The sequence below is a fragment of the Clostridium sp. genome (genome assembly GCF_036642255.1).
Classification (GTDB): domain Bacteria; phylum Bacillota; class Clostridia; order Clostridiales; family Clostridiaceae; genus Clostridium_J.
The window spans coordinates 38,026-51,064 of record NZ_JAVWDJ010000026.1; the positions used below are offsets into that span (position 1 = coordinate 38,026).

The window sequence follows — 13,039 nt, forward strand, 5'->3', positions numbered from 1 at the left end:
ATAATAGTAAAAAAGACTGTAGGAAAAATCCTACAGTCTTTTTATCGTTTAAATTATAGAGGTTCAATGTCATCCTGGGGGATGGTTATCTATGCTAAACTTTACTTGTTACCAAAATATCTTTGTAATAATCCGTTGAATGCTGCACCATGTCTTGCTTCATCTTTACACATTTCATGAACTGTGTCATGGATTGCATCTAAGTTTAATTTTTTAGCAAGTGTTGCTAAATCTTTTTTACCTTGGCATGCTCCGTGCTCTGCATCAACTCTCATTTGAAGATTTGTTTTTGTATCAGCTACAACAACTTCTCCTAATAATTCAGCAAATTTAGCAGCATGTTCAGCTTCTTCAAATGCTATTCTTTTATAAGCCTCAGCAACTTCTGGGAATCCTTCTCTATCTGCTTGACGGCTCATTGCTAAGTACATGCCTACTTCTGTGCATTCTCCTACGAAGTTAGCTCTTAAGCCTTCTATAACTTCAGCGTCTACATCTTTTGCAACGCCTATTCTGTGCTCGTCTGCCCATGATAAAGAATCTTCAGTTTTCTCTACGAATTTAGATGTTGGTGCCTTACATACTGGACAAAACTCTGGTGCTGCATCTCCCTCATGAATATAACCACATATTGTACATACAAATTTTTTCATAATTTAATATTCCTCCTTAAAACTCTTAAACAATTTATTTGATTTTGATAGGTTTCTCTTTTCGTCCTACCCGATGATTTAATTATATACTATCGGATAATAATTATCAATAGAAAATTATTATTTATTATAAAAAACTTTTAGATTTTTTTCGACAAGCTTAGTAAACAGTAATATAATCTTGTAAAGTTTCTAAATCTAGTATTTCCACTATGTCTTTTTCTACACTTATTAGTCCTTCATTTTTCATGTTTATAAACTCCCTGGATAAAGAGGGACGCTGTACCCCTAAATACTCAGCAAGGCTCTTTTTAGAAATCGGTAGAATTATTTTTAGTGTCTTTTGTTCTTTATATTGCTGTAGTAAATAGAAAATTATCTTTTGCCTTAGGGTTTCTAAAGAAAGTTCAGTAACTTTTTTATTAAGGTTCAAGATTTTCATGGATAAAAGACTCATGAAGTTTTTTAATACTGTTGGATTTTCGCTACACATATAAATGATATCATCTTTAGAGATGTATAAGATTCTCGAATTTCTCATTGTTACAATGGTAGCAGGATATTTATTGTGCGATGAAAAAACAAGAGCTTCTCCAAAGATTTTGCCCTCACTTAATGAGCTCAAGGACACAACCTTACCATTAGGATAATGTTTCTGAATTTCCACATTTCCTTCAAGGACTATCCCTATGGAGTTACAGTCATCACCTTCTAGTGCTAATATGCAAGATCTGCAGTTAGTGCAATTCTTACAATTTTCATAAGTGGAATACTTTACTTTCTTTAGCAGGTTAACTATTTCTTCTTCATCTATTCCTTTAAAAAGGATACATTTTTTTAGTGGCATAATTATTTTATTCATCTAATCACCTTTTTAGTAAAATTTTCAACTAATTTTATACTACCATACCTATCTTTAAAATAGTGCTAGTTTTCTTAATATTAATTATTATTTATGTTAAAAAGGATTAATCGTAAGTAAAAGGAACTTTTATTATACTTTTCAAACAAGGAAAAAAGTATAAGTAATAAGTAATTAAGTTACTGAATGAATCTACAGTGTTGTGAGAAGAAATAATTATGAGCAAATTCCTATGGTAATTTTTAAAATCATTAAATTTCTCTTTTAAATTTATCCGTTATGGTTTAAAATAGATTTGATTATAAATTTGAGGGATGGATGAATAATGGAGAGAATTGACAAGCATAATTACTATTTAGACATATGTGAAACTGTGCTAGGAAGAGGGACTTGTTTAAGAAGAAATTTTGCGGCTATAATAGTGAAAAATGATGAAATTATTTCTACAGGTTATTCAGGGGCCCCTAGAGGAAGAGCAAATTGTTCTGATTTAGGATTTTGCAGAAGAGAAGAACTAAAGGTTCCAAGAGGAACGAGATACGAGCTATGTAGATCAGTTCATGCGGAACAAAATGCAATAATTTCCTCAAGAAGACAAGATATGTTAGGAGCTACACTTTATTTAGTTGGGAAAGAGAAATCTACGAATGAGTTAGTGGAGAATGCTGCACCATGTTCATTATGTAAAAGATTTATTATAAACTCAGGTATTGATAAGGTGATAATTAGAGATACAGAAAGTACATATAGAATAGTAGAAGTGGATTATTGGATAGAAAATGATGATTCTTTAATAGGAGATGGAGTTTACTAAAAGCAAGGCAAATAAATTATTAGGATGGTTTTTATGAGTAGAATATTTTTGTTTTTCATGGCAGTAAGCATTTCCTTTTTTATTACACCATGGGTAAAGAAAATAGCAAATAAAGTTAATGCCATAGATATACCGAAGGATAATAGAAGAGTTCACAGTAGCCCAATTCCTAGAATGGGTGGACTTGCAATATATATAAGTTTTGTATTAGTTATGTTATTAGAATTTAAGAGTTTTCATGCTGCTCATTATGGATTAATTATAGGAGGAACTATAATAGTAATTGGCGGAATTCTTGACGATATTAAAGGCTTAAAGCCTAGTCATAAGTTGATGTTTCAATTATTGGCTACTTCTTGTTTAATTTTATCAGGTATAACGATAAGGCTAGTGACTAATCCTTTTAATAACATTTACCCATACATGAACTTAGGATTTTGGGGAATACCCATTACAATGCTATGGGTAATTGGAATCACAAACGCCTTTAATTTAATTGATGGGCTAGATGGCCTTGCAGCAGGGGTTGCGTTCATTTCAACTATTACTTTATTAGTAGTTTCAATAATTAATGGACGATATGAGACGATACTTCTAACAACTATTTTAGGTGGGGCGATATTAGGGTTTTTGCCATATAATTTTCATCCAGCTAAAATATTTATGGGGGATACGGGATCTCAGCTGTTAGGTTTTTTTCTAGCAGGGATTTCAATTCAAGGAGCAATAAAATCTACTACATCATTAGTTATAGCAGTACCTTTGTTGACCTTAGGATTGCCAATATATGATACTATATTTGCCATGATTAGAAGAAAGGCTAGTGGTAAGCCTATAATGGAAGGGGACAAGGGGCATTTGCACCATAGATTACTAAATTTAGGTTTAAATCAAAGGGAAGCAGTGCTCATTATGTATGTCACTAGTGCTATTTTAGGTAGTTTAGCTGTAATTGCAATGCAATTAAGTAGTAAGAAAGCGTACTTTTTGTTGGCTTCTGTAGTTGTGGTGATATTTATTTTAGCATGGAAATGCAAAATGTTTAAGAAACTTGAATAGAAACTAAAGGCAATTTAGAAAACTTGCATAAGTAATAAATAATAAATTGCAAAATTAAGCAAAGGGTAGATTGAAGGTTATCAATTTATCTTTTGCTTATTTTTATCTAAAATGCAAGTATGGAGTTTTATAAATTTCATTAAGTGGTAACGAATATGGTGTTAGATGGTAGTGTTTGCTTGCTTTTTTTCATTTATTTTAATGATTTTAAATAAAAGGGATATAATTGGCCTTTAAAACTAAACATACTTATAAGTAAATAAGATTATTTAGTATAAAATAGAACAAATAATGACATAAAACAATTGTAAAATTGCATTTGTCAGTATATAATAAATGGGAGTTAATAAAATATTCACAAAAAAGAATGAATGAACAAAAAATGTTTCTTTTGTAATGGAAATAACGAATAATAAATAGGGTTTTGTGAATAATATTCTTTTATATTATTCATAAAAAAGTAACAATTTTCTACAATGTTTGCGAATAATATAAATTTGAATAATATAAACTCAAATTATTTAATGTAGGGAAAAAATAGAGAAAAAGAGAGATATATAGATTAAAATGGATTTAAATCATTGGGATGAGCAATTGCTTGATAATTTAGCGGAATTCGACGATTTTAAGGGTTTTAAATAAGTTGTTTATATGTATATAATCTTAATTAGTTTTAATTAGAGGAGATATAAGGTGGATGAATTAAATATAGTACTTTTAAAAAAAATAGCTATTTATGATTTCATTTTAGCTATGTGTTTTATTGGACTAGGTAATTTTTTTATTAGCTCTTCGTCTTTATTTTTTTTGTTAGGGATTTTTTTTGCGTGGATAAATTTAGCAGTTAACTCATTGTCTACAAACTTACTTCTTTTAAAAGAGGGAAAAATTAAAAGAATGCTGGGAATTGGGAGTAATCTATTTAGAATTTTACTTGTATGTGTAACTGGCATAATAATTATTACTAAAAGTGATTTAAACTTCATAATATACATAATAGGATATACTGCACAATTGATATCCATTGTTCTTTATGGGGTAAGGGATCAGAAGTAAAATAATTAATCAAGAACTAGTGTGTTTTGTGATATAAAGGCTCAATTTAATCTATTAATAGTACGACTATCAATAGGACCTGTTTTTTTATCCTTGCATAGCAGGGTTATGGGCACAAAAAATTAGTAGGGGCTTTGGTTTATTAGTTTATTTCAGATACCTAAGTTTAAAACTAGTGAAAGGAAGTGATTCTATGGAAGAAATGGTACCTATATATACCATGAACTTATTTGGGTATCCTTTTCAGATTACTTTAAGTCTTGTAATTCAATGGATAGTAATAATAATTGTTTTACTATTATCTATACTTTATAGTATTAAGGCAAAAAAGGTTCCAGGAAAAGTTCAAAGTGTAGTGGAAATACTTATAGAATTTTTGACAAAAACCGTAGATGAAAATATGGGAGAAGGAAAAAGAAGTTTTGTTCCTTATATTGGTTCACTAGGACTTTATCTACTTGCTTTAAATATGGTAGGTTTATTTGGAATTAAACCTCCCACCACAGATTATAGTGTAGCTTTAGGATTGGCTTTAACTACATTTTTAGTAATTCAAGGATATACTATCAATAAACTTGGAATCTGGGGATACTTTAAAGGATATGCATCACCAGTGCCGATTCTACTACCTATAAATATTGTAGAAAGAATCATGGTTCCAATATCACTGAGCCTGAGATTATTTGGAAACATGTTCGCAGCAACAATAATTATGGAATTAGTTTATCAAGGCTTAAATGGAATACATTTCCTTGCAACATTAGGTCTTCCAATACCGTTCCACTTCTATTTTGATATATTTGATGGAACAATACAGATGGTAATTTTTGTAATGTTAACTATGATTAATATTAAGATAATCTCAGAACACTAGAAAAATATTTAATGATTGGGTTAAACAAAAGTTATAGTTAAATAAAAAATGAAAGATTTAAAATTTTTATTTTGAACCGTGTAAATGGCTATTTTAGCAATTTATAAATAATAATATGTTAAATCATAAAGAATAAACAATATACATTTAAATCTATATAAAATTAAAAATTTCAAAGTAATTAAAACAAAAAAAGGATAAATTTTAAGGAGGATTATTATTATGGAATCAGCAGCATTTATAGCAGGAATGGCAGCAATCGGAGCAGGGATAGCAGCTATTGGAGTAATAGGTGGAGGTATAGGAACAGGAAATGCAACAGCAAAAGCAGTAGAAGCCATTGGGAAACAACCTGATGCTAGTGGTAAGATAATGTCAGCATTAATTATAGGGGGAGCATTATCAGAAGCTACATCAATATATGGATTCTTAATAGCACTTTTATTAATTCTTATGGGAGTGAAGGGCTAATTTGTAGAATTGTGAGATTTAAATTTCTGAGGAAGGGTAGGTGAGAGTCCTGGTTTGTTTAGTGAAAATAAAGATACATTAAATCAGGATTTTGTAGAATGGAGATAAATCTAGGTATAATAATCGCATCGACCATTAACTTTTTTATATTCTATTTTATACTAAAGAAGTTTGTATTCAACAAAACCCTTGTAATAATAAATAAGAGAAAAATAGAAGTTGAAGAAGCTTTTAAAAAAGCTAGAGATGAAGAAGAAAGAGCTGAACAGATAAAAAAGGAACATGAAGTAAATATTAAAAGATATAAAGAAGAAGGTTTAAGACTGGTTGAATCTTTTAAAAATAAAGCAGATAAAGTATATTTAGAAACTGTAGAAGAAGCTACCAAGGAAGCTGCTCTTGTAAGAGAGAGAGCTATTGTAGATGCGGAAAGAGAAAAGCAAAAGGCAGAAAAGGAAATAAAAACTGAGATAATCAACTTATCCTTAAAGTTTGCTGAAAAAGCATTAGAAAAGGAAATTAATGAAGAAGAACATAAGAGATTAATTGACGACTTCATAACTAAGGTAGGTAGTTAAAACATGTATGAATTTTTAGATAGGAGATATGCACTTGCTCTTTATGATGCTTGTAGTGAAAAAGGCAACATAGAACAGGTTATGGAAGAATTCGAAGGAATAGTTCATGAATTGATGAATAATGAAGGCCTTATGAAGATTACAAGTCATCCTCAGATAAGTAAATCTGCAAAAAAAAGAATTTTTACAGAAATTTTCCAAAATCAGATAACTGAGGGTATGTTAAGTTTCTTGCTTTTACTTATTGAAAAAGAGAGGATACTTTATCTAAAAGAAAAATTTAATCAGTTTAAGTTAATTCATTTGGAACGTACAAACACTTTATTAGCTATAGTTAAAACGGTAATTCCACTTGAGATACATCAAAAACAAGCTCTTCAAGAAAACTTGGAGAAAACTTATAAAAAAAATATAATTATTCAAGAGGAAATTGATAAATCTATTTTAGGTGGACTGATTGTTAGAGTTGGTAGTGATGTTATAGACGGATCAGTTAAAAATAAGTTAAAGGAAATGAAGGATTTGGTAGAAAACAACCAAAGATCTAGATATAACTTTAATGAGTTAAATAAAGAATTAATTGCTGAAGTTATAACTGCAACTCCACTTTCTCAAGAACAATTGGAAAGGCTTAGAGTAAATCTAGGAAACTTCTATAGTCATAGTATTGTAATAAAACAAGTGTTAGATGCTGGTATTATAGGAGAAGTTAGAGTAATTATAGGAAATGATGTTATTGAGGGAGAATTTCTACAAGATTTAACTAATAAAGATAATGCTATAAAAGCAGAAGAAATGGGAAAAGGCCAACAAGAAGTATTTAGAGGTTCAAGTAACTTTAATAAAATGTTAAATGCTGAAGTTAAAACTGTAGTTCCTTTAACGGAAGAGCAAAATATAAAGCTTAAAAAATGCTTAGAAGATTTTTACGGAAGAAGAATTGTTATAACACAAAAAATAGATAAAGAATTAATTGGCGGAGTTTATGTAAGAATTGGCGATGACATTACTGATGGCACAGTGAAAGGTAAATTGAAAACCTTAAGAAGAACAATGTCCTAGCATGCTGGTGCGCAGTTATAGAATATAGAGGTGAAATTATGCACATTAAACCAGGTGAAATAACATCTATTATTAAAAGAGAACTTGAAAGATATGAAAATCATATAAACACAATTGATTCTGGAACAATTATTCAAATTGGAGATGGAATTGCTAGGGTTTATGGGTTAGATGAATGCCTTGAGGGAGAACTATTAGAATTTCCAAATGATGTTTATGGTATCGCTTTGAATCTAGAACAAGACAACGTTGGATGTGTTTTACTAGGTTCTGAAGAAGGTATAAGAGAAGGACACATTGTGAAAAGAACTGGTAGAGTTGTTGAAGTTCCTGTAGGAGAAGAACTGATTGGTAGGGTTGTAGATTCTTTGGGACAGCCATTAGATGGTAAGGGCCCTATAATCACAGAAAATTATAGAGCTGTTGAAGTAGAGGCACCAGGGGTTATTGATAGACAATCTGTTAAAGAACCTTTACAAACAGGAATTAAATCTATTGATTCAATGATACCTATTGGAAAAGGTCAAAGAGAGCTTATAATTGGAGATAGACAAACAGGAAAAACGGCACTAGCTATTGATGCCATTTTGAATCAAAAGGGCAAGGATGTAATTTGTATATATGTAGCTATAGGGCAAAAACAGTCTACAGTAGCACATATAGTTAATACCTTAGGAGAAATGGGAGCTATGGATTACACTATAGTAGTAGCTGCCACTGCATCTCAATCTGCACCACTACAATATTTGGCACCTTTCGCAGGTTGTAGTATGGGTGAGTATTTTATGCATGATGGTAAAGATGTATTGATAGTTTATGATGATTTATCAAAGCATGCAGTAGCTTATAGAGCTATGTCTTTACTGCTTAAAAGACCACCAGGAAGAGAAGCTTATCCTGGAGATGTATTCTATTTACACTCAAGACTTTTAGAAAGAGCGGCTAAGCTATCTACGAAACTTGGAGGAGGATCACTTACTGCTCTTCCGATAATAGAGACCTTGGCAGGTGACGTTACAGCATATATTCCTACCAATGTAATATCAATTACTGATGGGCAGATATTCTTAGAAGCAGAACTTTTCTACTCAGGACAAAGACCAGCGGTAAATGCAGGTATATCAGTTTCTAGGGTTGGTGGAAATGCTCAAATAAAAGCTATGAAGCAAGTAGCGGCTACTTTAAGATTAGAGCTTGCTCAGTACAGAGAACTTGCAAACTTTTCTCAATTTGGATCGGATCTAGATAAGGAAACTGTAAGAAGACTAGAAAAAGGAAAGAGATTAATACAAATATTGAAGCAAGATCAATATCTTCCAATGAGCGTGGAGAAGCAAATTGCAATTCTTTATGCAGGAGTTAATAATTTCCTTATTGATATACCAGTTAATAAAATTAAAGCTTTTGAAAAAGGTTACCTAGAGTATATAGATGTTCATTATAGGGAAATAATAAAGCTCATTAATGAAAGAAAAGCTTTAGATGATGAAATAAAGAATAAGTTAAAAGAAGCCATTGATGAGTACAAAAAGATATTTTTAGCAGAACTTAGTTAAGCTACTATGTTTTGCAGGAGGTGGGAAACATGGCAGCAACAGGATTAGTAAATATTAAAAGAAGAATTAAATCAGTGCAAAACACTAAAAAGATTACAAAGGCCATGGGTCTGGTTGCCACGTCTAAACTAAAGAAGGTTAGAGTAAAATTAAATGATAATAATAACTACTTCAATGCTTACAAAGAAATTGTAGATGAAGTAGTTCCTTCATTATCAAGTGAGAGTATTTTTATAACAGGAAATAATAGCACTAAAAAATTAATGATAGTAATGACCTCTGACATAGGACTTTGTGGTTCTTACAATGGTAGTGTTTTATCTAAAACCAGTGAAATAATAGGAGAAGATAAAGAAAACTACATTGTTATGATGATAGGGCAAAGAGGACGATCGCTACTTAGAAAGTATAGATATGAAACTGTAGCTGAATATGTAGAAGTTCCCGATGTACCCACAATAAAGGAATCCAATACAATATGTAGGCATGCACTTAATTTGTATTTAAATGGTGAGATCGGTGAAGTTCATTTAGTTTATACTAAGTTTATTAATCAATTAAGAAAAAATCCTATTTCTGTTCAGCTATTACCTTTAGTTTCAAAACCTTTGAAGGACGGCTATAATAGTGAATTTGATATTGAAGGAGATAAAGAGGAATTCTTAGATAGGCTAATAGCACCATATTTTAACTCACTAATTTTAAATGCCATGGTTAATGCAAAGGTATCTGAGCAAAGTTACAGAATGGAAGCTATGGAAGGTGCCACTAAAAATGCCGATGAAATAATTGATAAATTAAATTTAAAATATAATAGAATTAGACAAAGCGCTATTACTCAAGAAATTTCAGAAATAGTAGGCGGTGCTCAAGCACAAAAGTAGTGGCATAAAAGCACTAAATAATTTGGAGGGTAAACATGTCACAATGCATAGGAAAAGTAGTTCAGATAATTGGACCAGTAATTGATATAAAATTTGATACAGATTCACTTCCTAATATCTATAATGCTATAGAAATTAAGATGGATGGCAAAGTTATAATTGCAGAAGTTGAGCAACACATAGGTGATGACATAGTTAGAACAATAGCTATGGAGAGCACAGAAGGATTAAAAAGAGGCGTTAAGGCAGTTGACACTGGAGCACCAGTGCAGGTTCCTGTGGGGGAAAAAGTTCTTGGAAGATTATTTAACGTTCTAGGTCACACTATGGATGAAAAAGAGTCTCTTGAGGTTGAGGAATATTACCCAATTCATAGATCTGCACCAAGTTTTGAAGAACAATCAGTAGAACCTGAGATGTTTGAGACAGGCATAAAGGTTATAGATTTAATAGCACCTTACCAACGTGGTGGTAAAATAGGACTATTTGGTGGTGCAGGAGTTGGTAAAACTGTTCTAATACAAGAATTAATTAATAACATTGCTAAAGAACATGGTGGACTTTCTGTATTTACAGGAGTAGGAGAAAGAACAAGAGAAGGTAATGACCTTTATAATGAAATGATGGAATCTGGAGTTATAGATAAAACTGCCTTAGTTTTTGGACAGATGAATGAACCACCAGGAGCAAGAATGAGAGTTGCATTAACTGGGCTTACAATGGCGGAACACTTTAGAGATAAAGGTCAAGATGTACTTTTATTTATAGATAATATATTTAGATTTACACAAGCAGGTTCTGAAGTTTCAGCACTACTTGGAAGAATTCCAAGTGCCGTTGGTTATCAGCCAACCCTTGCAACAGAAATGGGAGCATTACAGGAGAGAATTACTTCTACTAAAAATGGTTCTATAACATCAGTGCAAGCGGTATATGTGCCAGCGGATGATTTAACTGACCCAGCACCAGCAACAACCTTTACTCATTTAGATGCTACTACTGTTTTATCAAGATCAATCGTAGAGCTTGGTATATATCCAGCAGTAGACCCTCTAGAATCGTCATCTAGAGTTCTTGACCCAAGAATTGTTGGAGAAGAGCATTATGAAATAGCTGCAAAAGTTAAGCATATTCTTGAAAGATATAAAGAACTTCAAGATATAATTGCAATACTTGGTGTTGATGAACTTTCTGAAGAAGATAGACTTGTAGTTGGTAGAGCAAGAAAGGTACAAAGATTTTTATCACAACCATTTACAGTTGGTGAGCAGTTTACTGGATATAAAGGAAAATATGTTTCAGTAAAAGATACTGTAAGAGGCTTTAAGGAGATTTTAGAAGGCAAACATGATAACCTTCCTGAGGCTGCATTCTTATTTGCAGGTACTATTGAGGATGTTATTGAAAGATCAAAAACAATGAACGAATAGTTATTAATTGGAAGTGAAAAGCTATGGATAATAAATTTCACCTTACAGTAGTTACACCAGATAGAGAATTGTTTAATGAAGATGTTATAGAGTTATATTCTGAAGGTAGTGATGGACATTTTGGAATTCTTCCGAACCATGCACCTATGATAACAACTTTAATACCTACAATAACAACTTTTAAAGATGTTAATGGAAAGCAATATACTGCCATTACATCAGATGGTGTGTTTAAAGTAAGTAATAATAAGGCAACTTTACTCTGCAATTCTGCAGAATGGCCAGAGGAAATAGACAAAAAAAGAGCTGAAGAGGCTAAACAGCGTGCAGAGAAAAGATTAAAAGAGAAGAGTCTTGAAACTGACATAAAAAGAGCTCAATTTGCACTGTTAAGATCAATTGCAAGATTAAAAGGTTCAAATTAAAAGACGCAACCGAGTGTTTACTCGGTTGTTTTTTATTTTATATGGGATATAATTTTTATATATGCATAATATAAAATAATACATAGTATTATACTTGGTGTGGAGGAATATTATGAAAAAGATGTTTTGGATGATATTAATATTAGCATTAATTGTTGTAGTATCAGGACTTGCATATATTAAAAATAATGATATAAACAAACCTAGTGGAACTAATGAAATCAATGAATTTAATAAAGGAAATGAAAATCTGCCAGTTCAAAAATTTACTTTTGGACCAAATATAAATGAGGCAGAGGTTTCTGAGGAAACTAAAAGAGAACTCCAAGAACATATAAATGCATTAGGCGAAGTGGAAAAAGATAATATTAGTTTTAATGGATTTTCAGCTAAGTTTAGGGAGGATGGTGCATTAGTTTTATCTGTGTTTGTTAGAAATGGATATAGCTATTCTGTTTATGATATAGATGCTAAGGTTGATATAAAAAAGAATGGAGAAGTTATAGCATCAGCAAACTTTAATCTTACTGAAAAAGATTTTGGAGTCCTTAATGCAAAAGAATCAAGAGTATGGAATTTGGTATACGAAAATGAACATATATTAAATAAAAATGTAGAGCTAAAGGAATACGTACTTGAGTATTCAACTAAATTTAATAAGAAATAATCCATAATAATTAAAACATTAAGTTATGCAAATACTACCTTTAAAGGTGGTGAAAAATTTTATGGGAAGAAACAAAGGGAAAATTAAAGTTAATAATGGATTAACTATGGTTAAGATAGGAAATTATACGAAAAGTGCAATAGAGAGTTTTGAAGAAAATATTGTGAATCAAACAAATTACTTAGAAAAGGTTCATGATGCATTAAACCATGAAAAAAATGAAAACCATTAAATACAATAAATATGAAATTTGAGGCTTCCTAATTTTTAGGGAGTCTTTTGTTTGGGAAGAAAAGCTGGTTTTTTCGCGCTACGACGTGGGAAGTTTTTTAGAGGGGTAAAAAGAATTGAGGCATATTTTAAGATACGATGCTTAATAAGGCGATCTTGGAGGAAGAATTGGGTTTTCCCACGCTCTGACGTGGGAAGATTTTTATAGGTGTAAAAAGAATTGGATATATTTTAAGCTACGATGCTTAAGGAGGTTATCTTGGAGGAAGAATTGGGTTTTCCCACGCTACGACGTGGGAAGTTCTATAGAGGTGCACACTTTTTCCATTTTTTTATATATTGGTAGTAGGTAGTTTATAAATAAAATAATATTAATTCTCCTATGGTCCTCTCTATTCAATGATAGGGAGGTGATTG

15 protein-coding genes are annotated in these 13,039 nt (G+C 31.3%); 13 read left to right on the top strand and 2 right to left on the bottom strand.

Annotation, left to right across the window (positions count from 1 at the left end; translation table 11 throughout):
* Nucleotides 1-101: 101 nt before the first annotated feature.
* Nucleotides 102-653, bottom strand: coding sequence for an NADH peroxidase (locus tag RR409_RS13890; protein WP_332558368.1), 552 nt, complete (start codon nt 651-653; stop codon nt 102-104).
* A 160-nt stretch (nt 654-813) separates the two neighbouring features.
* A complete protein-coding gene (locus tag RR409_RS13895) occupies nt 814-1,515 on the bottom strand; it encodes a Crp/Fnr family transcriptional regulator (RefSeq protein ID WP_332558369.1) in 702 nt (233 codons plus the stop codon).
* A 325-nt stretch (nt 1,516-1,840) separates the two neighbouring features.
* On the opposite strand from RR409_RS13895, the gene RR409_RS13900 reads away from it, so the two are divergent.
* The 13 genes from RR409_RS13900 (at nt 1,841) to RR409_RS13960 (ending at nt 12,623) form a co-directional block, all read left to right on the top strand.
* Complete coding sequence (locus RR409_RS13900; protein WP_332558370.1) at nt 1,841-2,329, top strand: cytidine deaminase; 489 nt, start codon at nt 1,841-1,843, stop codon at nt 2,327-2,329.
* A gap of 33 nt (nt 2,330-2,362) precedes the next feature.
* The gene (locus RR409_RS13905) at nt 2,363-3,388 is read left to right on the top strand and encodes an MraY family glycosyltransferase (protein ID WP_332558371.1); all 1,026 of its coding nucleotides are present in this window, start codon (nt 2,363-2,365) and stop codon (nt 3,386-3,388) included.
* Between the two features lie 693 nt (nt 3,389-4,081).
* On the top strand, nt 4,082-4,444 hold the full coding sequence (locus RR409_RS13910) for an ATP synthase subunit I (protein ID WP_332558372.1): 363 nt from the start codon (nt 4,082-4,084) through the stop codon (nt 4,442-4,444).
* 193 nt (nt 4,445-4,637) lie between these two features.
* On the top strand, nt 4,638-5,318 hold the full coding sequence (locus RR409_RS13915) for a F0F1 ATP synthase subunit A (protein WP_332558373.1): 681 nt from the start codon (nt 4,638-4,640) through the stop codon (nt 5,316-5,318).
* 222 nt (nt 5,319-5,540) lie between these two features.
* Nucleotides 5,541-5,789, top strand: coding sequence for an ATP F0F1 synthase subunit C (locus RR409_RS13920; RefSeq protein ID WP_332558374.1), 249 nt, complete (start codon nt 5,541-5,543; stop codon nt 5,787-5,789).
* 98 nt (nt 5,790-5,887) lie between these two features.
* A complete protein-coding gene (locus tag RR409_RS13925) occupies nt 5,888-6,367 on the top strand; it encodes a F0F1 ATP synthase subunit B (RefSeq protein WP_332558375.1) in 480 nt (159 codons plus the stop codon).
* A 3-nt stretch (nt 6,368-6,370) separates the two neighbouring features.
* Nucleotides 6,371-7,429, top strand: a complete 1,059-nt coding sequence (locus RR409_RS13930) for a F0F1 ATP synthase subunit delta (protein WP_332558376.1) — start codon at nt 6,371-6,373, stop codon at nt 7,427-7,429.
* 38 nt (nt 7,430-7,467) lie between these two features.
* Nucleotides 7,468-8,985, top strand: a complete 1,518-nt coding sequence (gene atpA, locus RR409_RS13935) for a F0F1 ATP synthase subunit alpha (RefSeq protein ID WP_332558377.1) — start codon at nt 7,468-7,470, stop codon at nt 8,983-8,985.
* 29 nt (nt 8,986-9,014) lie between these two features.
* Nucleotides 9,015-9,869, top strand: coding sequence for an ATP synthase F1 subunit gamma (gene atpG / locus RR409_RS13940; protein ID WP_332558378.1), 855 nt, complete (start codon nt 9,015-9,017; stop codon nt 9,867-9,869).
* Between the two features lie 35 nt (nt 9,870-9,904).
* Nucleotides 9,905-11,299, top strand: a complete 1,395-nt coding sequence (gene atpD / locus RR409_RS13945) for a F0F1 ATP synthase subunit beta (RefSeq protein WP_332558379.1) — start codon at nt 9,905-9,907, stop codon at nt 11,297-11,299.
* A gap of 23 nt (nt 11,300-11,322) precedes the next feature.
* Nucleotides 11,323-11,724 (top strand): F0F1 ATP synthase subunit epsilon, encoded by a 402-nt coding sequence (locus RR409_RS13950; RefSeq protein WP_332558380.1) that lies wholly within the window; start codon nt 11,323-11,325, stop codon nt 11,722-11,724.
* Between the two features lie 112 nt (nt 11,725-11,836).
* Complete coding sequence (locus tag RR409_RS13955; RefSeq protein WP_332558381.1) at nt 11,837-12,391, top strand: SLAP domain-containing protein; 555 nt, start codon at nt 11,837-11,839, stop codon at nt 12,389-12,391.
* Nucleotides 12,392-12,452: 61 nt separating this feature from the next.
* Nucleotides 12,453-12,623, top strand: coding sequence for a hypothetical protein (locus RR409_RS13960; protein ID WP_332558390.1), 171 nt, complete (start codon nt 12,453-12,455; stop codon nt 12,621-12,623).
* Nucleotides 12,624-13,039: the final 416 nt, after the last annotated feature.

Excerpts from the sequence above, each read along its gene's own strand:
- RR409_RS13890 (WP_332558368.1), bottom strand. The coding sequence starts at position 653 with ATGAAAAAATTTGTATGTACAATATGTGGTTATATTCATGAGGGAGAT.
- RR409_RS13895 (WP_332558369.1), bottom strand. The coding sequence starts at position 1,515 with ATGAATAAAATAATTATGCCACTAAAAAAATGTATCCTTTTTAAAGGA.
- RR409_RS13900 (WP_332558370.1), top strand. The coding sequence starts at position 1,841 with ATGGAGAGAATTGACAAGCATAATTACTATTTAGACATATGTGAAACT.
- RR409_RS13905 (WP_332558371.1), top strand. The coding sequence starts at position 2,363 with ATGAGTAGAATATTTTTGTTTTTCATGGCAGTAAGCATTTCCTTTTTT.
- RR409_RS13915 (WP_332558373.1), top strand. The coding sequence starts at position 4,638 with ATGGAAGAAATGGTACCTATATATACCATGAACTTATTTGGGTATCCT.
- RR409_RS13920 (WP_332558374.1), top strand. The coding sequence starts at position 5,541 with ATGGAATCAGCAGCATTTATAGCAGGAATGGCAGCAATCGGAGCAGGG.
- RR409_RS13925 (WP_332558375.1), top strand. The coding sequence starts at position 5,888 with ATGGAGATAAATCTAGGTATAATAATCGCATCGACCATTAACTTTTTT.
- RR409_RS13930 (WP_332558376.1), top strand. The coding sequence starts at position 6,371 with ATGTATGAATTTTTAGATAGGAGATATGCACTTGCTCTTTATGATGCT.
- atpA (WP_332558377.1), top strand. The coding sequence starts at position 7,468 with ATGCACATTAAACCAGGTGAAATAACATCTATTATTAAAAGAGAACTT.
- atpG (WP_332558378.1), top strand. The coding sequence starts at position 9,015 with ATGGCAGCAACAGGATTAGTAAATATTAAAAGAAGAATTAAATCAGTG.
- atpD (WP_332558379.1), top strand. The coding sequence starts at position 9,905 with ATGTCACAATGCATAGGAAAAGTAGTTCAGATAATTGGACCAGTAATT.
- RR409_RS13950 (WP_332558380.1), top strand. The coding sequence starts at position 11,323 with ATGGATAATAAATTTCACCTTACAGTAGTTACACCAGATAGAGAATTG.
- RR409_RS13955 (WP_332558381.1), top strand. The coding sequence starts at position 11,837 with ATGAAAAAGATGTTTTGGATGATATTAATATTAGCATTAATTGTTGTA.
- RR409_RS13960 (WP_332558390.1), top strand. The coding sequence starts at position 12,453 with ATGGGAAGAAACAAAGGGAAAATTAAAGTTAATAATGGATTAACTATG.